22 protein-coding genes, 6 tRNA genes and 1 pseudogene are annotated in these 25,300 nt (G+C 23.5%); all 29 read right to left on the bottom strand.

The features are described 5' to 3' along the window. Window positions 1–229: 229 nt before the first annotated feature. Window positions 230–3,349, bottom strand: a complete 3,120-nt coding sequence (potCD, locus tag AACK92_RS00850; RefSeq protein ID WP_339021148.1) for a spermidine/putrescine ABC transporter permease/substrate-binding protein — start codon at window positions 3,347–3,349, stop codon at window positions 230–232. Further along, window positions 3,316–4,326: a spermidine/putrescine ABC transporter permease gene (gene potB / locus AACK92_RS00845; protein ID WP_339021146.1), complete on the bottom strand. Its 1,011-nt coding sequence runs from the start codon at window positions 4,324–4,326 to the stop codon at window positions 3,316–3,318. Before potB ends, potCD begins: the two co-directional genes overlap by 34 nt. Continuing rightward, window positions 4,319–5,377 carry a spermidine/putrescine ABC transporter ATP-binding protein gene (gene potA / locus AACK92_RS00840; RefSeq protein ID WP_339021144.1) on the bottom strand — a complete coding sequence of 353 codons (1,059 nt, stop codon included), beginning with the start codon at window positions 5,375–5,377 and terminating at the stop codon, window positions 4,319–4,321. Before potA ends, potB begins: the two co-directional genes overlap by 8 nt. 57 nt (window positions 5,378–5,434) lie before the next feature. Beyond that, window positions 5,435–5,560, bottom strand: a complete 126-nt coding sequence (locus tag AACK92_RS00835; RefSeq protein ID WP_339021142.1) for a hypothetical protein — start codon at window positions 5,558–5,560, stop codon at window positions 5,435–5,437. Between the two features lie 576 nt (window positions 5,561–6,136). Continuing rightward, window positions 6,137–6,952 carry an HAD family hydrolase gene (locus tag AACK92_RS00830; protein WP_339021139.1) on the bottom strand — a complete coding sequence of 272 codons (816 nt, stop codon included), beginning with the start codon at window positions 6,950–6,952 and terminating at the stop codon, window positions 6,137–6,139. A 21-nt stretch (window positions 6,953–6,973) separates the two neighbouring features. Further along, window positions 6,974–7,279, bottom strand: a complete 306-nt coding sequence (gene trxA / locus AACK92_RS00825; protein ID WP_339021137.1) for a thioredoxin — start codon at window positions 7,277–7,279, stop codon at window positions 6,974–6,976. A 13-nt stretch (window positions 7,280–7,292) separates the two neighbouring features. Then, a complete protein-coding gene (locus AACK92_RS00820; protein WP_339021135.1) occupies window positions 7,293–8,126 on the bottom strand; it encodes an HAD-IIB family hydrolase in 834 nt (277 codons plus the stop codon). Window positions 8,127–8,215: 89 nt separating this feature from the next. After that, the gene (locus AACK92_RS00815) at window positions 8,216–9,634 is read right to left on the bottom strand and encodes a uracil-xanthine permease family protein (protein WP_339021133.1); all 1,419 of its coding nucleotides are present in this window, start codon (window positions 9,632–9,634) and stop codon (window positions 8,216–8,218) included. 233 nt (window positions 9,635–9,867) lie between these two features. After that, window positions 9,868–10,998 carry an amino acid permease gene (locus tag AACK92_RS00810; RefSeq protein ID WP_339021131.1) on the bottom strand — a complete coding sequence of 377 codons (1,131 nt, stop codon included), beginning with the start codon at window positions 10,996–10,998 and terminating at the stop codon, window positions 9,868–9,870. Between the two features lie 6 nt (window positions 10,999–11,004). Continuing rightward, a complete protein-coding gene (locus AACK92_RS00805) occupies window positions 11,005–11,253 on the bottom strand; it encodes an amino acid permease (RefSeq protein WP_339021129.1) in 249 nt (82 codons plus the stop codon). Further along, the gene (locus tag AACK92_RS00800; RefSeq protein WP_339021127.1) at window positions 11,240–11,527 is read right to left on the bottom strand and encodes a hypothetical protein; all 288 of its coding nucleotides are present in this window, start codon (window positions 11,525–11,527) and stop codon (window positions 11,240–11,242) included. The genes AACK92_RS00805 and AACK92_RS00800 overlap by 14 nt, the downstream gene beginning before the upstream one ends. Window positions 11,528–11,578: 51 nt before the next feature. Next, the gene (locus tag AACK92_RS00795; RefSeq protein WP_339021125.1) at window positions 11,579–12,076 is read right to left on the bottom strand and encodes an alpha/beta fold hydrolase; all 498 of its coding nucleotides are present in this window, start codon (window positions 12,074–12,076) and stop codon (window positions 11,579–11,581) included. Between the two features lie 340 nt (window positions 12,077–12,416). Continuing rightward, window positions 12,417–12,501: transfer RNA gene (locus tag AACK92_RS00790), tRNA-Leu, on the bottom strand. Between the two features lie 5 nt (window positions 12,502–12,506). Beyond that, window positions 12,507–12,582 (bottom strand) — tRNA-Lys (locus AACK92_RS00785). A 138-nt stretch (window positions 12,583–12,720) separates the two neighbouring features. After that, window positions 12,721–12,796 (bottom strand) — tRNA-Thr (locus AACK92_RS00780). Between the two features lie 7 nt (window positions 12,797–12,803). Next, a tRNA-Val gene (locus AACK92_RS00775) sits at window positions 12,804–12,879 on the bottom strand. Between the two features lie 22 nt (window positions 12,880–12,901). After that, window positions 12,902–12,977 (bottom strand) — tRNA-Glu (locus tag AACK92_RS00770). A 6-nt stretch (window positions 12,978–12,983) separates the two neighbouring features. Further along, window positions 12,984–13,059: transfer RNA gene (locus tag AACK92_RS00765), tRNA-Asn, on the bottom strand. Between the two features lie 129 nt (window positions 13,060–13,188). Next, the gene (locus AACK92_RS00760; RefSeq protein ID WP_339021123.1) at window positions 13,189–17,484 is read right to left on the bottom strand and encodes an ABC transporter permease; all 4,296 of its coding nucleotides are present in this window, start codon (window positions 17,482–17,484) and stop codon (window positions 13,189–13,191) included. A gap of 6 nt (window positions 17,485–17,490) precedes the next feature. Further along, entirely contained in the window at window positions 17,491–19,734 is a 2,244-nt protein-coding gene (locus tag AACK92_RS00755; RefSeq protein WP_339021122.1) for a hypothetical protein, read from the bottom strand. A gap of 68 nt (window positions 19,735–19,802) precedes the next feature. After that, complete coding sequence (locus AACK92_RS00750; RefSeq protein ID WP_339021121.1) at window positions 19,803–20,540, bottom strand: hypothetical protein; 738 nt, start codon at window positions 20,538–20,540, stop codon at window positions 19,803–19,805. Window positions 20,541–20,602: 62 nt separating this feature from the next. Then, window positions 20,603–21,784 (bottom strand): ATP-binding cassette domain-containing protein, encoded by a 1,182-nt coding sequence (locus AACK92_RS00745; protein WP_339021119.1) that lies wholly within the window; start codon window positions 21,782–21,784, stop codon window positions 20,603–20,605. 90 nt (window positions 21,785–21,874) lie between these two features. Continuing rightward, window positions 21,875–22,003, bottom strand: coding sequence for a hypothetical protein (locus AACK92_RS00740; protein ID WP_339021117.1), 129 nt, complete (start codon window positions 22,001–22,003; stop codon window positions 21,875–21,877). 21 nt (window positions 22,004–22,024) lie between these two features. Beyond that, window positions 22,025–22,207 carry an ABC transporter transmembrane domain-containing protein gene (locus AACK92_RS00735; RefSeq protein WP_339021115.1) on the bottom strand — a complete coding sequence of 61 codons (183 nt, stop codon included), beginning with the start codon at window positions 22,205–22,207 and terminating at the stop codon, window positions 22,025–22,027. Then, the gene (locus tag AACK92_RS00730) at window positions 22,197–22,520 is read right to left on the bottom strand and encodes a hypothetical protein (RefSeq protein ID WP_339021114.1); all 324 of its coding nucleotides are present in this window, start codon (window positions 22,518–22,520) and stop codon (window positions 22,197–22,199) included. The genes AACK92_RS00735 and AACK92_RS00730 overlap by 11 nt, the downstream gene beginning before the upstream one ends. Window positions 22,521–23,222: 702 nt before the next feature. Beyond that, window positions 23,223–23,718, bottom strand: a pseudogene (locus AACK92_RS05805) (HAD-IC family P-type ATPase); the annotation flags it as partial. 133 nt (window positions 23,719–23,851) lie between these two features. Then, window positions 23,852–24,184, bottom strand: a complete 333-nt coding sequence (locus AACK92_RS00720; protein WP_339021111.1) for a hypothetical protein — start codon at window positions 24,182–24,184, stop codon at window positions 23,852–23,854. Continuing rightward, window positions 24,091–24,807 (bottom strand): hypothetical protein, encoded by a 717-nt coding sequence (locus AACK92_RS00715; protein ID WP_339021109.1) that lies wholly within the window; start codon window positions 24,805–24,807, stop codon window positions 24,091–24,093. The genes AACK92_RS00720 and AACK92_RS00715 overlap by 94 nt, the downstream gene beginning before the upstream one ends. A 9-nt stretch (window positions 24,808–24,816) precedes the next feature. After that, the gene (locus AACK92_RS00710) at window positions 24,817–25,200 is read right to left on the bottom strand and encodes a cation-transporting P-type ATPase (RefSeq protein WP_339021107.1); all 384 of its coding nucleotides are present in this window, start codon (window positions 25,198–25,200) and stop codon (window positions 24,817–24,819) included. Between the last annotated feature and the right edge of the window lie 100 nt (window positions 25,201–25,300).

Below are 25,300 nucleotides of genomic sequence, written 5' to 3'. Positions count from 1 at the left end.
ATCTATAAAAATAAAATTCCTTTACAAAAGTTTTATTTTTATAGATTCTAATACATTATATCTTATCAAACTAAATTTTAACTTTTTAAGACTTTTTCAATTTTTTAAAAGATATTTCGCTTGTAACAGTTTTACCTTTAATCATTTGTACATTTAGTAATTTAAATTTCACACTTTATTTTCTTTTAAATTAATAAGTTCTTTCTAAATATTAGAAAGTAATTTTAATCTAATGTTTAGTTGAAATAATTTTATTATATTTGTCTACTAAATAATTATCCATTTTTTCATCAAAATTAAATGATTCTCCTAATTTAGGTGAAAATCATTTTGCTCATTCATCACCTTTTGCTTCTCCATATTTTATCATTTCTTCAAAACCAGTAGGCATTCCTGTTTCATCAATTAGTGCTTTTTGTGATTCAACATTGTACATAAAGTTAATAAAATCATATGTAGCTTTTAAACGATTATTTGTACTTGAAATTACTAAATTATCACTTCATAAATTTGTAGATTCTTCTTTTCTTTCTTTATCATTTACAATTACTTTTTGAGTTAATGGTGATGCTGGAACTCCAGAAATCATTGTAAATTTAAAATCATTTTTTTCTTCTTCATTATTATAAACAAATAAATTATTTTCTTCAACTTCTGTACTAGTTTCATAATCATCTTGATTTGCATAAATTAAATCTCCATTATAGACAACTGCTATATCAAAATCTTTATCATGAACTTTATCAATTAATTCATCTCCAAATAATCCTACATTTTTATAACTTACAAGTTTTTCAATTTCTTTTGAAACTTCATCTATTTGTTGTTGCTTAGTAAGTTTTTTATTCCCTACTTCTAAACTTGATTTAGATTCAACTGTTCCATATAATTTTTGAAATCCATACATAAAGACATTTTTTGGATCTTCATTTAAAGCTAGATTAAATCCTTGTGATGCAGCTTGTCAAAGAATGTTTCATGATAATTTACTTTCTACAACAGAAAATGGTTCATTTTCTGTTTCACCCTTTTCAATTAAATTATTATCTAAAAGAAATTTTTTTAATTTATCATTATATATAAATTTACCATTTTTATAATCAGCTAAATTAAATACAATTCTTACATCTCCTCAAAATCATGGAATTGAATAATCTATTAAATTAGTATCCTCTCCATTTGTATCTTTAAAAATATAATTTTGATGAGCTTGTTCAATAGTTTTATAGTAAGTTAACCTATTTTCTACTGAAGGAATTTGTGAATTTTCACAATTACTTACTTTATTTTTTTGTGATGTTACAACATTTTCTACTTTACATCAATCAATTTTTTGTAAACCACCTTCAGTAGCTAACTTTTGAACCATATAATCACTTGGGACCATAATATCATAATTAAATGTATAAGTTTTGTTATATAATGACTCATTAGAATCATATTGTTGATAATTAACTTTATAACCATATTTTTTTTCAAATTTTGTAATTAAGTTTATATCAATATAGCTTCCTCAATTTCCAATAACTAAATCATAAACATTATTCATAATATATGCTGTTGTTAATAAAGAAAATGATGTTAATATAGTTGTTCCCATTATAAGTTGTTTTCAATTTCTTTTAATTCATTTATTTGATTTTGGAACATAATTTTCTTCTAAAACATCTGGAAAATATTTATCTTTTTTAGCTTTTACATAATTATTAACTTTATCAAGTTTTTCTTCTTTTAAAGTTAATTTAGAGCTTAATTTTTCTAATGTCTCTTTTAATTTTGTTTCTTTTAAGCTTTCTAATTCTTTTAATTTTGTTTTGTAATTAATATCTTCTTTATTTAAAAGTTCTATTTGTTTATCTATTAATTCAACTAAAGAAATTTTTCTAAATACTCTTGCTTTAATTTCTTTATATTGTGCATATTTAGCATCACTTTTTTCAACATTTTCTTTTTGCATTAAAGCAAGTTTTTCAATAGTCATTCTTAATTTATATTGATTTCTTCCTTCTAACAATCTATCTCTTTTAATTGAAAGAATTTTAATTTTTTTATTATATCAAGAAGTTAATTTAGAAGTTGGATTTTCTAATGCTTGTAGTTCTTCTTTTAAATCAATAATTTCTTGACCAATTTCTAAAACTCTTTCTTTATCATGTTCATTTCTATTATTAATTCACTCTATTTCTTTTTCATATTTATTAATTTTTTGATCAAGCTTTGCTAAAACTTGATTAAATTTTTTAATTTTTTTCTCATTATTCATTTTTGAGATCTTTAATTCTATTTGAGATTTTTTAATATTTAATTTTTTAAATACTGTAAAATATCTTTTTTCACTTTTAATTTCATCAGTAATTATTGCTTTTTTTCATTCTAATTTACTAATTTTCTTATTATTATTTTTATTATTTAATATTTTTAATTGAAATTTTAATAATTTATATTGCACTAAAAGTTTTAGATTTTTAGATTTTTGTATTTTTGTTCCTGTTAAAAGACATTTTTGTAAATATTTAATTTCATTTTCTATCTTACTAATTGTTTTAATTTTATACTCACCTTTTTTAATTTGCAATTTAATATCTTTAGATTTTTGTAAAGAAAATTGAATTATATTTCAAATTAAAATAATAAATACAATTGCAGCTACTAATAATGTTCCAAAAGCATTAATATACGGTTGCATTCTTTTAGCAGTATAAATAAAAGTAGAAACGTTTGTTTGTCCTCCTCCTGTAAAATAAGAAATAATAAAATCATCAAAACTCATTGCAAAACAAATTGCAGCTGCAGTAATTATACAAGGAGTTAAAATTGGAAGAACTACTTTATAAAAAGTTTGTCTTTGATTTCCCCCAAGATCTTTTGATGCTTCAAGAATATTTTTATCTATTCTATTCATAAAGGGAAGAACTGTAATAATTACATAAGGCACATTAAATGAAACATGAGCTGCAATTAAAGTTACTATTCCAAATTTTACTCCTGCAAGAACAAATAGTAACATTAAGCCTACAGCTGTAATTACATCTGCATTAACTAAAGGAATATTTGCAATTCTCACTCAATTATCTGCAGATCTCTTTCTAATTTTTGTAAGTCCCACAACAGCCATCATTCCAATTACCAATGATATTAAAGTTGATATCATAGCAACAAATAATGAAACTAATATTGATTTCATAAATGGTGAATTTGCAACTAACTTTGAATATCAAGATAAACTAAATCCGCTTCAACTACTGGTACTATTTCCAGAATTGAATGAAAAAACAATCATAACAGCTATTGGCACATAAATAAATGTCATTATTATTAAGAAGTAACTTGATTTGATGAATTTTTTCATTTTTTTGATGCTCCTTTCACTTCAAATTTATTTGAGATTAATTTCATAATTCCCATAATAGCAAATAAAAGCAAAGCAAGAACAATTGCTATTGTTGCTCCAAATGTAAAGTCTGTACCTCTAAAAAAGTAATTCTCAATAATTGAAGTTATTAATTTAATCTTACCATCACCCATATATCTAACAATTAATAAAGAAGTTGCTGCTTGGATTAAGACTAAAGTAAATCCAGCTAAAACTCCAGGCAATGATTGTCTAAAAGTTGTATGTCAAAAAGCCTTTGACTTACTTGCCTTTAAGTCAAGTGCTGCTAAATAATAATTTCTATCTTGATTTTCAATTGCATTATAAATTGGAGATATAGCAAAAGGTAAAAACATATAAACCATTCCTATAATAACTGCAATTGGAGTTCCCAAAGAACCTGGAGAAATTAACAAGAATAAACTTCTAAGTCCAAGTATCTTTAAAATCATACTTATTCAAATTGGCAATGTTACTAATACTCATACATTTTTTGCAAGCATTTTATTTTTTAATTGTGCCATAATCAAAGCTATTGGATAAGCACAAGCTACACAAATTATGCTTGCAATAAAAGCATAAAGTAAAGATATAAATAGTACATAAAGTATAGATCCTGATGTTAAAAAATTTACAAGATTTGAAAAATCTATTTTAAACTTTATACTATTTCCTGTTGCTTCAACAATTGAGAATATTATAATTCCTAATAGAGGAAGCACAACTAAAAATCCCATAACTACTATAAAAGGTAATAATATAGGTCAAGCTTTTCCTTTAAGTCCTTTTACTATTTTAAATTCAGCTATTTTATCTTTAAATTTAATTTTTGGTACTTCTATTTCTATTTCTGTTCCTTCTGATTCAATGTTTTCAATGTCGTCTAATTCTTTTTCAACTTCAACATTATTTTGTTGATCAATAATGTTTTTTTCGTTATTTAAATTATTCATCAATTTCTTTTCACATTACATGTAAATCTTCTGGATTTCATTTAATAGAAACTTTTTTATCAAAATTATGAAACTCTGTTGTATGTGCTGTATAAAATCTATTTTCTGTTTTAATAGTAATTTCATAATGCACACCTTTAAAAATTATATTTTCTACAATACCATTAAAATAGCCTTTATTTGGTGGTAGTATTTGCAAATCTTCTGGTCTTAAAACTATATCAATATTAGTTTCATTTTCTCCAAAACCTTTATCAGTAGAATCAAATTCTTTTCCATCAAATTTCACTTTTAAATCTTTTACAAATTCTCCATCAGCAATTACATTTGAAACACCAATAAAATTAGCAACTCATCTGTTTTCTGGTTCATTATAAATTTCTTCTGGTGAACCAATTTGTTGAATTTGTCCATTATTCATAACTACAATTCTATCACTTAATTTCAAAGCTTCTTCTTGATCATGAGTAACTAAAATAAAAGTAATTCCAATTTCTTCTTGTAATTTTTTTAATTCATCTTGCATTCTTTTTCTTAATTGAACATCAAGAGCTGACATTGGTTCATCTAAAAGTAATATTTTTGGTTTCAAAATAAGAGCTCTTGCAATAGCTACACGTTGTTTTTGTCCACCACTTAACTCATGAACTCTTTTATTTTCCATACCTTCTAATGAAAATTTTTTAATATATTGCATTACTTCTTTTGTAATTAAATCTTCTTTCATTTTTTTGATTCTTAATCCATAAGCAATATTATCGTAAACATCATAATGAGGGAAAAGAGCATAGTTTTGAAAGATTGTGTTAATTTGTCTTTTATTACTTGGAATGGGTGCTAAATCTTTTCCTTCAAATAATAATTCACCAGAGTCTTGTTTTTCTCTTCCTCCAATTATATTTAAAGTAGTTGTTTTTCCACACCCTGAGGGTCCTAAAAGAGTTATAAATTCTCCTTCTTTAATATTAAAACTAACACCTTTTAAAACAACTTTTCCATCATAACTTTTAGTAAGATTTCTAATCTCTAAAATATTATTATTGTTGTTCATAATATGTTCTCCTTTAAAAAATATTAAATTTTTAACGCGTAATTTTATTAAAATTCATTACGCAATCAGGAGGAGCATTTCAGTCTCTAAAACTTTTTCAAACCATTCAACACGAGTAATTACTACATTAAATCATTCTGAAATTAAATATTGATTAATATTTATTACTTTTCTTAAATTCATAGTAACTCTCCCTTATTTTTGCATAACATTATTATATATAAAAATAGATTATAAAAGTATAAAAGAAAATAATATTTCTTCCAAAAAACTTTATTCGTTATTTTATCAACAAATCAAATAACAACAAATCTAACAAATTAAAAACATTGAGTTTAATTCATTCATTGGCAGTAAAAATAAGGTTTAGTATTAAAATTGATAATAAATTTAAAAATTTCTGCAATTCATAATCTATAATCATATATTTTGAAAATAAATAGCTTAGTTTTTAAATAAAAGAAAACTTGTTTTTTTATTTAAACTTACTTTTAATTATATTAGATATTTTCTTAAATAGATTAAAAAATATTATATAGTTTTTTACTTCCAAAATATTTTTTAAAACTATTTTATTTTATAGTAATATTTTAATAAAGCTTTGATATCAAAACAAAATATAACTGTTTATAGCTCTTATATACCATAATAAGCATATAAATTATTATCGTAAAAATAAAATTTATTATTAATAACCATAATTTAAATAACATTATATATTCATTAATAGATTGATTTATTATACTTATTCTAATGTTTTTAATTTAAAATGTCTTTTTTTATTCAATAAGCAACTCCATGTTTTTTATTTGATTTGGTTATATTCTTAACAACATTTTTTAAATCCTTTTTTGAGTTTCGCATTGCAACACCTTGACCGACTCAATTTAAAGATCTTTTATCATTATCTCCATCTCCAAAATACATAATTTCTTCTGGTTTTATTCCATAAGCTTTTGCAACTTTTTGCAATGAATACAACTTATCAACACCTTTTGGGTTTATTTCTATATTTGAAGAATGTGGCACATAGCTCCAAGAGAACATTTCATATTCCTTATCTTTAATTTCTTCTTTTAATTTAGCAATACCCTTTGAATTTCCATAAACTATTATCTTATATGAAGTATCTTTTATTGTATCTCTATCATATTTTATAAGTTTTCTATGTGAAACTTTTTTTAAAATATAGGTAAATAGATTTTTTTTAACGACATAAGAAATTTTTGGATCTTTTGCATAACTAAAAGTACTTAACTTATTTTCTTTAGCTTTATTATAAATAAACTTAAAATCCTCTAAAGTAAATAAATGTTCTTCTATTAAAGTTAAATTAGCATTTTTATCATACTTATAAACTGCTCCACCATTAAGGGTTATTAAATATTCTTGTGCTAAATCAATACCAATTAATTTAGCAACTCTTTGTGTTCTAGTTATATTTCTTCCTGTTGCAATACAAATTTTTATTCCTTTTTTTCTTGCTTCATTAATTGTTTCTATATTTGATTTTGAAACTCTATTTTTTTTCTTAACTAATGTTCCATCAACATCAAGTGCTATTAATTTAATCAATTTGTTTAACTCTCCTATTTTTTATTTTATAAACTGCTTTAAAATATCTTTTGACATAAATCCACTATTTTGTTTAGAAACTTTCCCTTTTTTAAACAAAATTAAAGTTGGAATAGACATAATATTATATCTTTGTGCTATTTCTGGTAATTTATCTGTATCAACTTTAATAAAATTAATTGATTGTTCTTCATCTGAAGTTAAATCAAATATTGGTGCCATCATTTTACATGGACCACATCATTCAGCATAAAAATCAACAACTGTTGCATCTTTTGCTATTTCTTCATCAAATTCTTCTACTGTATTAATAACTTTTACTGCCATTTTTCTTTCTCCTTTATAATATATATTTTTCAATAAAATCAACAACACCATTTTCATCATTTGTTTTGGTTGTAAATGCTGCTATATTTTTTAGTTCTTGTAAACCATTTTCCATTGCTACAAAAACATCAACTTTTGTAGCTAATTCAAAATCATTAAAATTGTCTCCAAATCCAAATGTTGATGTATTTGATTCATTTAATCCTAAATGATTTAAGACTTCTTTAACTACAGACCCTTTATGAACTCCTTTAATTGCTAATTCATAAACTCTATCTGTATATTTAATTATATCAAGTGCATCTAAAATACTTGAAAAATCTTTATAAAATTCTTCAATACTTTGAATACTTGGATTTTTTTCAAGAATTATAGTAATATGGTTAATTTTTTTATCTATATCTTTAAAGTTTTGAACAACTTTATATTCAGTTCTCATAATATCACTTCAATACCTCGAATTTTGTCCTTCTCCATAAACATAATAAGTATCATCTCCAATAAAATGAACTTTATATTTTCCTACTTTTCCATAAGTAATATCAAAAACTTTTCTTAAAGTTTCTTTATTAATGTATTCTTGTTTAATTCATTTATTTTCCTTGAAATCATATATATGAGTTCCATTATTGGCAGCTGCAATACCTTTTAATTTATCTAATTCTAGATAAATTGATTGTTGTTCAAATGTATCCATTGTACACCTTGCTGTTACTGGTATAAAATAATAATTTTTATTATATATTTTCTTTACAATTTCTTTAGTTTCCTTACTAAAATTATGGTTACTAGCTAAAGCAGTCCCATCTAAATCTGAAAAAATAAGAACATTCTCTTTTAATTTCATCTTTTCACCTCATTTTACTAATATAAATTATAGATTAAAAAACGATTCTATTTTATTAAGAATCACTTTTAATTATTTTTTTAATTTCTTTATTTATTTTTTACATTATTTTTGGATTTTTTAAAAATACTTAAAAGACCTTTATTATCATGATTAGGAAGTAATAAATTTAAAATTACTCCTAAAAATGTCGCTAAGAATAATCCTGTAATATGGAATGAACCTAATTCAATATCTTTTTGCATTATTGACATACCTACACCAATAGCCAAAATTACAGATATAATAACAAGATTCTTTGCATTTTTTAAATCAACTTTTGCATCTATCATTATTTTAATTCCATTTGAAGCTATCATTCCAAATAACATTAAACTTATGCCTCCCATTACTGGAGCTGGAATCATTCTAATTAGTTGATTAACAGGAGCAATAAAACTCATAATAATAGCAAATATAGCAGCAAGACCAGTAACTCAAACATTTGCAACTTTTGTTAAACCTACCACACTAGTATTTTCTGCATAAGTTGCATTTGATGGTCCTCCAATTAATCCTGCAAAACTCATTGCAACTCCATCAGCTATTAATGTTTTGCTTATTCCAGGATTTTTTACAAAATCTCTTCCTGTCATAGCTCCAATATTAATATGATCTCATAAATGTTCTACCATTATAACCATTGATATTGGAACAATTGCTACAAGAGCTGGACCAATTGTTTTTGGATCAACATCTCATATTTTTTTAAAACTAGGATATCATTCTCATTTCTTTGTATCTGTAATATAATCGATTTTAATAATATTATAATCAGTTTTTATTAAACTAAAATGCAATATTATACACAATATATATCCAATTACTAAAGCTATAAGAATTGGAATTACTTTCAAAAAACTTTTAGCTTTTAACATACAAATTGTAGCAACTAAAAATGTTATAAGACCAATTATAATCGCCAATCATTGAGGATAATTACCTCATGCATTTGAAACACTGCCATCATCATTTACAGATGTTCCAGCTGCAAATCCAATATTTCCAAGAGCACTTGGAACTGCACTAAGACCAATAGTTATTATTATGGGACCAACTACTATTGGTGAAAAAGCTTTTTTAATTCATTTAATACCTGTTCAATGAATTATAAATCCAATAATTATATAAACAACACCAACTGCAAAAACTGCAATAAAAATTGAATTGTGTCATTGTTTTCAACCTACTCCAAGCACTGTCATATAAGTGAAACTACTTCCTAAATAGATTGGAACCTTTGCCAATGTTAAAGCTATATAAATTAATGTTCCAACTCCAGAACAAAATAAAGCCATAGAAATATTAATAACCTCTTCACCTGCTATTTGACTAATAACTATTGGTACTAAAACTGTAGCACCAAACATAGCAAATACATGTTGAATAGATAAAGTTACTCATTGACCAAAATTTTTAGGTTTTTGATGTGGTTCAAGAACTAAATCTATTTTTTTCTCTTCTTCCATATTATTCTCATTCTATTACTAAAAAATTTACAAAAAAAACAACCATTAAAATGGTTGACTAATTAAATATAAATAATTTAGAAAATTGAAAAGAGTAAGAAATTAATGAATTTTTCAAATATATTTTATTAACTTGTATTACAAACATAATATTTTTAATAATTTCTCCAAACTTTTCTTAAAAATTAATATATATATAATTAAAAAGAAAAAAGCAACATAAAATTAATTTTTTATAAATTTTGCTCTTTAATTTTTATTTTTTCATTTGATTTATCTGTGATTCTTTTTTCCAAATAAAATTTCAAATAACCTATTGGAAATATTAAAAGAATTATAACTAATGGTTTTCAAATTTCAATAATGCCTGTAGCATTTACAATATATACAAGATTAATTATAGAACCTGCTAATGCTATAAAACATGTTAAATAGCCAAAAACTACAAGAGTTCAAAAAACTCAAGGTTTATAAATTTTTACATAACTTTCATCTTTTTTTCTTAAGTTAATTATATTTGTAATCATTAAAACTTTTAGTAAACTAACAGTAAGAGCAAAATAATTTAGTAATTCTATTATTTGATTAAATAAAATATAAAATACTGCAATCAACATAAGTAATAACATTGATAAATACGGTTGACCTGAAAATTTGTTAGTTTTTAGAAAAACATTATATAAATCTTTTTCTTCTGCCATTTTATATACTAATCTTGACTGATATAGTAAAAATGAATTTATAGAACCTGCAAAAAGTAGTATAGCAAGTACATTAAACATAATTTTAACCCAATTAGGAATTAAACTAAATCCAGCAATTCCATTTTGCTTTAAATCACTAGAATTTTTAGCAATTGAAAGAATTGCAATAATATAAATTAAGTAAATTACAATAACAATAACAACTCCTATCAAAATTGATTTAGGAATTATTTTTTCTGGTTTATCAATTTCTCATGCAACATATGTGGGAACCTCAGTTCCAGAATAAGCAAATAAAGTTAAAGTTATAGCTGGAATTAACATTAAAGATGAAATGTAAATTTTTGTTAAATTTTCAGTCATAGTTTTTCCATTTAATAAATTATCACTTGTTCCAAAAATAACTGCTAAGATAATAATTAAAACAATTGGCAAACTTTTAATAACTAAAAAAATAAATTGCGTAACTTGTGAACTATTTCTTATAAATATTTGTGTTAAACCAATAACAGCTAATATTGCTATAGCAAAAAACTTTATAAAATATATATTATCAATTTTTAAAAGAATTGCTGTTATAGTAGATAATGCTAAAGAACTTGTTGCTATATCAGTTGCAGATACAAAAAGAGTTAATACTCATCCAAATCAAAAAGCCATTATTTTTTAATTTGATCTTTTTAATCAATAATAATTAGTTCCATTTTCTTTAAAAGAAATTGCAGGTTCAACCATTAAAAAAGTTTCAGGTAAAATAATTAATCCCCCTACTACTCAGGCAATAATCATAAGAAGAGGATTATTAACTACAGAATCAAAAACACTTGAAAACGATATTATTACACTTGAGCCAATAGTTGCTGTAAGAGTTAAAGCAAGTACAGTTCAAAAACCCATTTTTTTATTTTGTTTCATTTTTATTTTTCTCACTTTCTTTTGCAAAAAATAAAGTCTTTGAAATATATTGATCATTATAATCACTTAAAACATATACATGTTCTGATCCTGTAGGATTTCAAAATTGACTTAATGCATTATTTTCAAACTTTATTTTTTTATTAAACATAGTTAAACTCATTTCAAAAGGAATAAAAGTATCTCCTTTTGCATGAATAAAAAATATAGGTATATTTTTATTCTCCTTCATTTTTTTAAGTAAATTATATTTACTTTGCTTTGTTTTTGTCAATTTACTAAATTTAGAAGTAAATCTAAATGTATTAAATAATCAAGATTTTTTTTAAAAGTTATTTTGAACATAATATCTATATTGTGTTTTAATATCACTAAAACCACAAACAGCTACAACTCAATTAACATTGTATTTCCCAACTTGTGAATAAAGAATAGAAGTTGATGCTCCCATACTATTTCCAATTAATCCAATAACAGATATATCATTTTCTGTTTTTAAAAAATTAATTATTGAATTTATTATTTCTATACTTGAAAAACCTATATCAGTATTTTCACCATAAGTTTTTACATGAGCAAAAGAATCAAAAGTTAATATATTATAACCATTATCATAAAAATGACTTGTAAGTCTTAAAGCTAAATATTTATCTTCTGTTCATCCATGCAAACCAATAACTCATTTCTTGCTATTTTTATTTTTTGCTTGCAAACAACTAATTGGTCCTTTAGAAGTATCAATTGAAAATTCTAGTAAGTTTTTCTTAAAAAAAGAGTTTTGCTTTATATTCATTTTTTTTAAATCTCAATAATAATATTCCAAGCAATTTGTTTCTGTTTCTAAATGTTTATATTCTCCATTTTTAGATTGATTTTTTCCAAAACGTGGGTAAGTATAACAAAATTTCTTATACTTACTAAATACTTTATTTTATTTTATAATTATTATTGGTAATAACAATATTGTTATAATAATTTTTATAAAATTATATTTATACTTTTTATATTTAAACACAATAATTAGTCCCCTTATTTTTAAAACTTTATTAAATAACACACTATAAGAATATTTACATATATATATTGAAAAAAATAAAAAATATTAAAAATTAAAAATATTTCCAAAATATAAAAAAAATCACTTTCGTGATTAAGTTTCTTTATGGTCCGGAATAAGGGACTTGAACCCCCACGTGTTACCACGCCAGATCCTAAGTCTGGTGCGTCTGCCAATTCCGCCAATTCCGGATGAATGGTGTCCCGTATAAGACTTGAACTTATGACCCACTGGTTAAAAGCCAGTTGCTCTACCGACTGAGCTAACGAGACGTTAAAAATTAACAAATTTATAATAACATTTTTTTCTTTTTATTAAAATACTTAATTTAAATTTTATAAGTATTCTCTTATTTTTTAAATAAATTAATTAATAAAAAAACAACCATTTATGGTTGATGATTTCTTAAATGGTGCTGATGATAGGACTTGAACCTACAACCTACTGATTACAAGTCAGTTGCTCTGCCAATTGAGCCACATCAGCAAAAAAATGGTGGAGTGTGACGGGCTCGAACCGCCGACCGCCTGCTTGTAAGGCAGGAGCTCTCCCAACTGAGCTAACACTCCAAAAAAAATATAAAAATAATAATGGTAGCCTGTACGGGGTTCGAACCCGTGTGTGCACGGATGAAAACCGTGTGTGTTGACCGCTTCACCAACAGGCCATAAAATGGCGGCTCTTGCAGGACTCGAACCTGCGACAAACCGGTTAACAGCCGGTTGCTCTACCAACTGAGCTAAAGAGCCATAGATAGATTTCTACCTATTCATAATAGCATATTAATATTATTAAAAGCAATATTTTTTTGTTTTTTTGAAAAAAAAGCAAAAAAACCACATTATTAAGTGTGATTTTTTTAAATATAAACGTTAAAATTATTCATTTCCAATTAATAATGAGAGTTTAGTACGCTTAATAGATAACATAACTACAATATATCCTAATAGAAAAATTATAATTCCCGATGCAAATATAATTGGAATAACTTCTCACCCAATAATCATTGGAACAGCTATATTTATTGATAACAATACTTTAGGTATTATTAAGAATATTTGACTTAAAATAGAAAGTATTCCTACTATAACAGCAATAATAGTTATAGGTAAAAAAATTCATAACATAATCGAATTAATTTCTTTCATTGAGTATCCTTGAATTCGCATATAACTCATAAATCTTTTATATCTTCCAACAAACATATCTGTAATTAAGTAAATAATTATAATAGCTGTTATTAAAGAAAGTGAAATAAATATAATAGAAAGAGATACAATTGATGTTATTAAATTATTCATGGCTATTTTTTTAGTATCAATATAATCTGTAAAACCTATCGCCTGATCCATATATTTATCAAAACCTAATGTAGAATTATTTCCATTAAAAGAGTTCAATATTATTCTTTGCATTTGATCTGCATTTTGAACATTGGAACTCATTTTTGCATTACTTCATATATTAATTGAAGAGCCATCATCAAATGTTTTTCTTATATTAAATCCTTCACTAATACCCATTAATTTATTAGCATACAATTGATCCATATATATTTTATTGCCATCATATAATTTTTCAATACCAACAACTTTTATTTTCTTATAGTTTTTTAAATCAACTAGTTTATTTGTTAAAAGTTTATTCTTTAAAGCAATATTAAATCAATTATTAGTTCTCCCCATTATTAATGTTTCTAAACCTATTTCTTTTTCAGTTCCATCATCTTCATAAGTATAGATATTAAAAGGTTTAACAATATAATATTGTCAATCACTACTTTCTGTATAAACGTTTTGAATATTTGAGTATTCTTTATATTCTTTATTTACTTTTTCAAATAGATTTTTATCAATTAGACTTTTTTTAATGTGAAGTTCTATATTTGCCATATTATAATATTTTGAATATTCATTATTTGATTTTTTAAAATATAAATTATTATTCTTATTATTTAAGTATGTAAATCTGCTTAAATCCATTGAATATAAATTATCATTTTGATATTTTCATGAATCTGAACTTAAAACATTTAATTGATTATTTTGATCAACAGTTGATAAAAATTGAGAAGCAGTATTTAAATTAAACTCATCGCCTAATTTTAAACCCTCTAAAACAGCTTTTTTATTAATTAATACAGGAATATAGTCTAAAGAATCATTATATTTAATTTTTTCATTATTTTTAATAATTAGATTATTTAAATTCGAATCTAAATTTAAACCATAAATAGTAACTGGAGTATTTTTTAAATTATCAACTTTAGAATTGAACCTTGTATACATTTCATCTTTATCTTTATCAACAGAGATATTTGAAAAATTAAATGTAAAATTCTTAAATTCATTATCATCTTTATCTCAAAGTTCTTTTATAGTTGAAGGTAAAATATTATTTGATGTAGTTTTAATACAACTATTGTAATCTGACTCTTCTGTTATTGCTGATTGACCAAACAATTGTGGAATTACTTTACAAGAAAAATTATCAAATGTTGTTTTAACTAATTTTGATGAGCTATCAACTTTATTTGATATTCCAACCATTTGATCCATAATACCAGCTGAAAGAGTTCCCCCTTTAAAAGTTAAAATATTGTTATAAACTATATTTTCAAAGTTTTTTCTAAACTCTGTTTTTTTGATTTTTTCTGAACTTCAGTACTTATAATCATATAAATCTTTATATTCTTTTTCTACTCCTATTAAAGGATTAAATACTGAAGCATGCAAATTGCTTTGTGCTTTGTCATTTTCATCCATTTGATAAAAAGAATATCTTGTTAAAGGATTGTTGGCAATAATTCCTGAATAACTAAAGTCATTATTATATTTAATATTTCTATAATATTCATTTCTCATTTTTTTCAATGTATTTGGAGCTAAAGAAGCTGTTGTTATTACAGAACTTGAAAAGAAAAGTATTAAAAAGAATATCGTTAAATCTTTTACAGCAGATGAAATAATTATTAATCTTAATTTAGAAGTAAAATTATTAATTTTTATTTTTGAAAAGAATTTAGAAATAAATAAATTAGGTTTATGACTTTTACTTGGTTGCAACAATACTAAAGGATTTTGTTTTACAGTAAAATAACTTGTAATAAAAACTAATGCAGAAATAATAACTATAAAAAATAATCACTCTAGTAATAATAATTGTCAATTAATTGAAAAACTTGAAGGAATATTAAAATATCTTTCAAAAATATTCATAAGAGAAATTTGTAAAAATAAACTTATAGTTCAACCAATAGGTACTAAAAAAATTATTGGAAAAACCATATATAAAATATAATTAAATATAATTTTAGAATTTGATACACCTAATGATTTTAAATTTCCTATTTGACTTCTTTGTGAAATAAGAATTTTTTTAAAAATATTATAAACTACAAAACAAAGTGATAATGCAAATATAATACAAAATATTATTGCCAAATATACAAAAGTTTTAACAACCCCAGTAAATAAACTATTTCTCATATTTAATACTTTTGTATCTACATAACCTTGAAATTTTGCTCTAGATAATTTTTCTGCTTTATTTCCTGAATTAATACTTTCTTTTATTTTATTTAAGTTAGAAATATTATCTGCTAAATATGTTTGAAATAAATTTATATCTTCTTTCATTTCATTTATATGTTTTTTGTGTTTTTTAGGTTTTTTATTATAAGTTAAATAAGTTCTACTAACATCTTGATAACTTTTTTCTTCTCCCTCTTGATTAAATTGTTTACTAAAAATTATACTACTTATATAATAAATAGCTTCATTTTCTTGATTTGTTAATAAGTCCTCTTCATATATTGTTGGATATATATTTAGTGAATCAACAGCTATTCCATCCATTACATATTTTTTATCAGAACCAGGAAAAATATTATAAGTTTTTCCTAACTGCATTTCATTATATTTTGCATATCCACTCGAAGTTAAAAAGGAATTTTCAGTTAAACTATCTTCATTATATGTTCTTGTATAAATTTTAAATATGTCTTCATTATAAAAATGGGTTTCTTTTTTATTAGAACCTATTACATTTGTATTGTAAAAGGAAGAAATATAACGATATTTTTTTCCTGCAGAGTCTCATTTAACTGCTTCATTTGAAGATCTAATTTTAAAGTTTGTTAAATCTCCTAATAAATTAAAATACGTTGAAAATCAATTTCCATATATTAAATGATTATCTAAAATAATATAACCATTATTATTTAATTTTGTATAAAAAATATTTTTATTATCGAATTTATTTATATAGAAACTTGCATTACTTGAAAAAAGATTAATTTCTTCATTATTTCAAGTTTTTTTACTATCAACTTTAATTGGATTATTAGTAAATTTATAATTTCCTGTTTTTTGATCAATCTCTCCCAAAGTTTTATTTTTGAAATAATCTTCTGGATTATTATCATTATTTTTCATAAAATCTAATAAATCTAATTTTATTGAATCAGTTATTACTGAATTATTTAAATAAAACATGTAATTAAATATGTTTAAAGCAGCTTTTTGAGCCTCTTTTGATAATTTTTGATTATCAAAATTATTATATTTTTCATATAACTTACCAATTAAAGATTTTTTAAAATTATCTGAGTTTAAATTAAATCTAAACAAATCTCCAAACTCAGCTTTTTTTACAGTATTTATTTTTTGCTCCTGAGTATAATTTAAAATAGCTTTCTCAGGAGTTGGCATAAATGATTTAGGTTTATCACTGCTTAATTTTGATTCTACATCACCAAAGTGAAAGTTTATAAATTCTTTATTACCATCTTTTATATATGAACTTTCATAACATTGAGTTTTATTATTTTTACAACTTTTAGTAAAAGTATAATTTTTCAATACTCCCTTATCTCCAAAAGTTAGGGTTGGAAAATAATTACCTTTTTGGTTTTCTATTAATTCTATATTAAATGAAAATCACGGAGTAAAAGTTTGAGTATCATTTGATTTATATGCACTTGATGTGTATCTAAATGAATAGTCAAACTTTTCATAATTTCTATTTATTTCATTATTTTTTTTAACAAGATTTGAAGAAACAATACCAAAAGTTGATGTAAAAACAACTGAAATTGTTATAAGAATTAAATAAATTCCAAACTGGACGTAGTCTTTTAGTAATTTTCTTAAACCATTTTTAAATAAAAGCATTAATTATTAATAAATATTATAGAATTCTTCCCCGTTTTTATTAAAGCATTTAATTGAAGTAATAACTCAATAAGGTGATTCAAAATTTTTTGAAATATTTTCTCAAATTATTTTATATGAATTTTGAACCTCATTATAATCTTGATAATTACCTTTACCATCATAAGCTTCTAAATCTTTTTCTTTAAGAACTCCTTGTTCCAATCCAAGAATTTTTCCTGAGTTAGAAAGTTTTTCTTGGTCTAATTTTTCTATTAATTCTGGTGTTCATTTATCCTTTTGATGTTTAGCTATTGTTTGATAAGGATTAAATTTTTTGTCTACTATAACTTTTTTGGTTTGTGCACTAGCATTTGAAGTTACATCTCCCTTACCTTTGTAATCAAGTGTGAACTCCATTTTTCCTCCAAGTTGTGTATTACTTGTTGTATTTACTTTAAAGTCATTAACTTTTCAATATTTATCATCTACAAGATATTGTAAAACAGGTTCATGTATTTCTTTCATAGCATTAGCTACATAATCTTTAAAACTACTAAAAAATCTTTTAAAATCCTTTTGACCAATAAATTTTTCATTTGAAAAAGCATTATATATTCTAGCAGCTAAAGAGTTTTCTTCATAGCCTTTTTCACTTCATCCTATTAATTTTAGAAATTTGTTTTTATCAGCTAGTGATAAATCTCTAAAATTACTTGAATCCTTAAAAGTATCAATTATTAACTCAAATTGATTCATAGTTTTTTCTTCTGTTAACATTTTATAAAATGCTTGAGCGATTTTAAGAAGATTAATTGCTCCATCATCATCATCACCAATCATTGTTTCTTTTCAATTATTATCACCTATAAAATTTATAATATTTGAATAAGCTTTTTTAAAAGGTGAATTATCTGATCAAAAGAATTGTTCATTAAATTCTTTTTTATTATTACTTTGATCATAAAGTTTTATTATCTCATCTAATATTTCAATAATATCTTTTGCATTAGTTGCTTGTTTTATTTTATCTCTATCTGCATCTTTATAGATACTACTTAGTTTGGGAGCTCTAAATCCCATAATACTATATTTAGGAGCTTTATCTAAAGCTTTAATTTTATTATTTAAATTTTTATTTAAAATTAAAGAACTACTATCTAAATTTTTAATACCTTTTCAAACACCACTTGACATTATCATACCTACAGATTGAGAAATATTGTTTGCATCACCAAAAGTGAATTTTTTATTAGTTATCATTGGAAATAAAGTGTTCATAAATTCTGAAAGTACTAAAGCTCCATTTTTTGTATCTGAAATATTATCTAACATTGATCCAAATAAACTTATATATCCATTAATATTTTGCTCTCCTGCAACTTTTGTTATTAATGCTCCTGTTGAATTAAATTCCTTACCATTTATTTTTGATTTATTTTCTGAATTTGCTGATTGAAAATCTTGACCTTTTAATTTACTATCAGCAATTTTTACATCACTATATTCTTTACTTTTTGCTGCTGAACCTTTCATTAATATAGAATTATATCAAGCATATCCTGAACCATTTGTACCAACATTTTCATTAGCTGCTGTTTTAGGTCCAGAAGAACCATTTGTGTCTGTTGGATTTGCTCCATCAAATCCTAAATTTAATAAATAATTTGATAATGCTCCTGTATCTTGAATTCCTCAAGCAAGATTTCTTCTTTCTTCATTATCAGATAAGTTAATATCCTTTCCTAATCCAGCTGCAAAACCCATTGCATTATTCTTACTTTTACTATAACCTTGATTACCAGATTTAGAAAAAGTGTCATTGAAATAATATGCATTTTCATCTCCACTATTAATCATAGTTTCATAAAATTCATTATCATACATACCCATAATATAACTTGCAAACATTCCTGCATATTTATCACCATTATAATAAATTAAAGATGGTACCAAGTAATTTTTAAATCTATTTATATTTGTTGCTAAATTTATATTTTGATCTCCAATTTTATATGAAACAGGCATATTCATAGCAACTGGTGAAGGTGTTAAAAAAATTGAAAGTATTTCATTTATATTATAATTTAAATTTTCATGTCTGCCTCCAACAATTAATCTTGAAATAAATTCTGCTCCTTGAAGCATTTCCTTTTGCAATTCATTATCATTAATTTTTTTATCATTAATTTTTTTTGTTCCACAAGCAGCAACTGTAGCTGATGAACCTACTAAAACCATTACAGCAAATACATTTAATAATTTCTTCATTTTATTTTTTCTCCTTAATTTTTAAGTACCTAAAAAAACAATAAAATATTTAATTTAATTATTTATTCTTAAACATTTAATAATAGATCTGGTGGATCAGTTTCCATTTTATGAACTCTTATTTTATCTGTTTCTAAAATTATTATTGAAACTAAAACTTTATCTCAATAATTTATATTTAATACTTTTTTTATTTTTTTATTTTTAATTTTCTCAAAAATACTTTTTAAAATAGAATTAACTTTTGCTGAGTTTTTGTAAATTATATTTATAAAATTTTTATTTGAAATAATTGCAGTTTTAATAATTGTATATACTAAAAAAAACATAAAAATATATATAATTAAAAAAACTAAAAAAGTATTTAAAATTACAATAAACATTATAAAAATTTTGTTTATATAAGAAAAATTAATATATTTATAAAATCTATAATTTTTTCATCAATTCATTTCTTCAAAAGCAATATTAGTTTTTAGAATTGAATTATATGTTGAAATCATACAGAAGAAGAAAAGAAGAAAAATAATAAATAAAGTAATAAAAAATTTAAAATTATTATTCATATTACTCATATTTAATATATTTTTTTTCGATATTTCAAATTTATATTCTTCTGCATATTTAAATATTTTAATAATAAAACTTGTTAAAAAATATATAGTAACAATAATTAATGAAATATTAACTATAAGTGAGACTGTTAATATAGCTTTTTTATTATATAAAACTTTTTGTATAGTTAAAGTTAAAAAAAATAATAAAAAAAGCACTATTCAATTTATATTTAATTTGCTATTTTTCATATTTATCCCACTTTTTTTTATTATATCTTTTAAAAAAAAAAAAAAAACATTTTACTTAATACTTAAAAAATTTTTATAAAATAAAAAACATTTTTAATATATTTTATAAGTCTAAACTTCTTTACAAAAGATAATTTAAATGTTCTATATTTTAAAATAATTAATCGATTAAACCTGCCTGATAAAGTTTTTTTGAAATGACCATCTTGAGATTTTAGTTCATTAAATTTACCTCTTTGAACTATTCCTTTGCCATTTGCACCTAAAACTATAATTTCATCAGCATTTTTAATAGTACTTAATCTATGAGCAATAGTTACAGTAGTTCTACCTTTCATTAATAAATCTAACTTAGATTGAATTTCTTTTTCTACTATATTATCTAAAGCCCTTGTTGCTTCATCTAGTATTAAAACCTCAGGATTTTTTAAAAACATTCTTGCTATAATCAGTCTTTGTTTTTGTCCACCGCTCAATAAGAAACCTCTTTCCCCTAAAATTGTTTCATATTGATCGGGTCAAGTCATAACAAGTTCATGTAATTCTGCTTTTTTACAAGCTTCAATAACTTCTTCATTTGTTGAATTAAAAGAACCATACTTAACATTTTCAAAAACATCTCCATAAAGAATTTGAGGATCTTGTTCAACATATCCAACATGTCTTAAATAACTAGATAATTTAACATCTTTTAAATTTGTATTACCATTAATAATAATATCTCCTTTTGAAGGATCATAAAATCTTAATAATAATTTAGCAATTGTTGATTTACCACTTCCTATTTCACCAACAAAAGCATATGATTTTCCCTCTTCAAATTTAAAATCAAATTTTGGAAGAATAATTTTTCCTGGTTTTTCAGGATATTCAAACTCCACACCTTTAAATAAAATATCTCCTTTTATTGATTCAACAGTTTCTCCATCTCAGTAATGAGAATTTAAAATTGATTTAGCCTTAATCGTATCATCGAATCTTTGTGCTGCAACTGAAGCTTGAGCTAAACCAAATAAAGCAGCCATAAAATTAAATAATGGACCTATCATAAGCCCTTGTGCTAAATTATAAGCTGCAAATCTATTTTTTAGAAAATCAGATTCTGTTCCTTGATTTCCATAAATTAACATTGCTGCAATTACAGTTGCAAATTGCAAAACAAATATTCCCCCTCACATTGTTGTTAACATAAGAGCTAATCTTGTACCTACTTTTTTAGATTTTTTATAAAAATCTTTGTGCACTTCATTAAATCTTTCTGTTTCATAATTTTCTGTACCTTAAGATTTAATAAGTCTCACTGTAGCAATTCTATCTGTTACATTTCCATTAATTTATGTGATACTTTCTCTTACTTTTATAACTTTATTTCTTGTTGCATAAAAACAAAACATCATTAAAAACATTATTATTCCAAAAGTAATAACAGTCACTGTTGCTAACTGTCAACTTAAAATATACATTAAGATAGCTGCACCAATAACTTAAAAAAATGATAAACCAAATTGTAAAGGTACTTGAACTGCTTGATCACCTACTATTTGTGTATCATAAACTATTTTAGTTAAAATTTCTCCAATTTTTTTATCTGAATAGTAAGAAATATCTTGTCTTACTAAACTCTCAAGAGCTCTATTTCTTAAACTTATCTCAATTTTACGACCCATAATGTATGCTAAATAGTCATAAACAAAAGAAAGTATATAATATAACAATACCAACAGATATATAAATTAATAATTCTCAATCATTAGTTCAAAGATCTGTTATTATATTTTTTACTGATTCTTTTGAATCATTTTTTTCACTTGTTATTGCAAGAGTCATTTGATAAGTTAATATTGGTAATGACAAATGCAGTACAACAAACATTAAACATAAAAATAACATTGATAATGATAATTTTCATTCTTTTGCAAAATAGTAAGATAAAGTTTTAAAAAACTTTCCCTTGCCAACTTCAAATTCTATATTTTCCATATTTCTCCTTTATATTTGACTCCATTAAAAATTATATATTTTTTATAAATAAAAAGGTATTAAAAGGCTACCTTTCTAATTATTAAATTAATTTAAGTAATAATTTATAAGTACCATAAATAAATACTGTTGGTAACAATTAGTTAATAAAGAATATTAATGCTAATCAGGGATTTAATCCTACAGTTGTAAAGTCAAAAAACATATTAACTTTATCAACTGGAATTAAAGTTAATGTAGTAAAAATAAATGCTACAATCATCAATATTAGCAATCATTTGTTTGGCCTATACTTGTTCACTTCTTTATTTTGTCTTGTTGATTTAATAGGCAAGAATAAGTTATTATAAAGAATTGAATAGAATATTGGAGAAAACATAATTGCCATATAAACTCCAGTTTTACCAAATTTTGCTGCAGCTTGAATATCTTCTTTAAATCATCAAACTGCTATTTCATAATTTAATACAGCAAATAAAGTAGTTATAATAATTTGACTTCTTATTCCTTTTAATAAACTTTCTTTTTTATGTGTTGGAGGTGGATTTTTCATAACACCTCTTCTTTCTTTTTGCATTCCAATTGGAACAGCAACAATTGTTTCAATAATAAATATGTGGAATAATATATTTACTGAATTTAGAGCTATATCTTGATTAATTGCCAATATTAATAATAAAGTTAAAACTTGACTTATATTTGCGGCAATTAAAAAGGAAATGGAATACTTAATTTTCTCATAGAAATTTCTCCCTGAATTAACACCAGAAACAATACTTTTAAAATTATCATCTGCAAGTATAACATCACTTACCCCTTTTGCAACTTCAGTACCTGTTATTCCCATAGAAATACCAACATCTGCTTTTACCAAGCTTGGTGAATCATTTAATCCATCCCCAGTCATAGCAACAATATTATTATCTTCTTGAAGTAAATCAACAATAAGAGCTTTATGTTCTGGATTAACTCTTGCAAAAACATTTGTTCTTTTAAGTCTTTCTTTTAATTGTTCATTAGATAATTCATTAATATCTTGACCTGTTAAAACACCATCAAAATTCTCATCTACTATTCCTAATCTAGAAGCAATTTCAAAAGCAGTAATTTTATGATCTCCTGTAATCATAATTACACGAATTCCTCCAGATTTTGCCTCTTCAATTGATGTTTTAACTTCTTTTCTTGGTGTATCTATAATTGCCACACACCCTAATAAAGTTAAATTATTTTCATAACGTTGTTTTTCTTCAGTTATATCTTTTTGAGAAAAACCTAAAACTCTTAAACCTCTTTTAGCAAAACTATACAATTGTTCATTGACTTTTGCTTTATCCTCTTATTTTAAAGGAGTTACTTTTCCTAATTAATTTATAATTAATATCAAATTTTTTAACAAAATCAATAGTTGCAATTTCAGTAGCACTACCAATTTTTTCTTTTTCAACAATTGCATCACTACATAAAGTAATGCAATTAATTAAATCATTATACTTTGTTTTATCAAATTTATTATAATCTTCTTCTATAAAATCCAAAAAGATTCTATCTACTGTCATTTTATTTTGTGTTAATGTTCCTGTTTTATCTGAACAAATAACATTAACATTCCCAAGTGTTTCAATTGATTTTGGATTTTTAATAATAACATTTTTTCTTGCCATTTTTTTGTAGCTACCATTAAACAAATTTTAACAATAATAGTTAGTGATTCAGAAATTAAAGAAATAGCAGAAGAAACTGCAATAAGAAGAAGATTTTTGATATCAACTTTACCTGGTTCTACTTCATTAATTTTATTTGATAAAAAATAAGAAGTTAAGAATAATATAACTCCTAAAACTATTGATGTTAAACCTATTATTGTTGTTAAACGAGTAACTTTTCTTTCAAGTGGAGTTTTTTCAGCTTTGTGACCTGTAATTTTTGTAGCAATTTTACCAATTTCAGAATCTTTACCTGTTCCAAAAATAACACCCATCATTTTTCCTTCAATAACTAATGTAGACATAAATGCAATATTTTTTTGATCTCCCAACATTAAATTCTTTTGTTTAATAGAGTTAGAAATTTTTTTAACAGGTTCATTTTCTCCAGTTAAAGCAGATTCATCAATTTTTAATAATTGATTATCTAAAATTCTTGTATCTGCAGGAACAAAACCTCCAGAGTTTACAAATATTATGTCACCTGGAACTAATTCTTCAATATCTACTTCAATTTTTTTTGAATTTCTTAAAATAATGGCTATTTGTTTATTTTCATTTAAATTTGCTACTTGATTCAATGATTTAACTTATTGAATAGTTGCAATAATAGAATTAGTTAAAACTATAATTATAATAATAACTAAACCAGTTATATCAACTACTCCAATTTTTTGTGAAATAATAGAAACCAATCCAGAAACTAAACCAGATAAAATCATAATTAAACTTAATGGGTCTAAAAAGCTCAATAAAAAATTTTTAAATCAATTGGTTTTTTTAGTTTTTGGAAGAATATTTCGACCATATTTTTCTAATCTATTTTTAGCTTCTTTATTACTTAATCCAGTTTCAGGATTAACTTCTAAAATATTGCATATTTTTTTATTAGAAAGTTTATATCACTCTTCATTTAAAGATAAAGTTTCAAACTTGGAGTCTGATGACTCATTTTTATTTTCAGTTATATTCATTTTAACATCTCAAAAGATTTAAAAATCTTAACCATATTATTTTACTACTTTAAATATATAAGTCAAATTTTTTTTACAAACCTATACTTATAAGTTTTAA

The sequence above is a fragment of the Spiroplasma endosymbiont of Atherix ibis genome (assembly GCF_964020005.1).
In the GTDB taxonomy this organism is placed as follows: Bacteria; Bacillota_I; Bacilli_A; order Mycoplasmatales; family Mycoplasmataceae; genus Spiroplasma_A.
The sequence above is the reverse complement of the archived record's forward strand: the minus strand, read 5'-3'. Positions and strand labels throughout refer to the sequence as shown.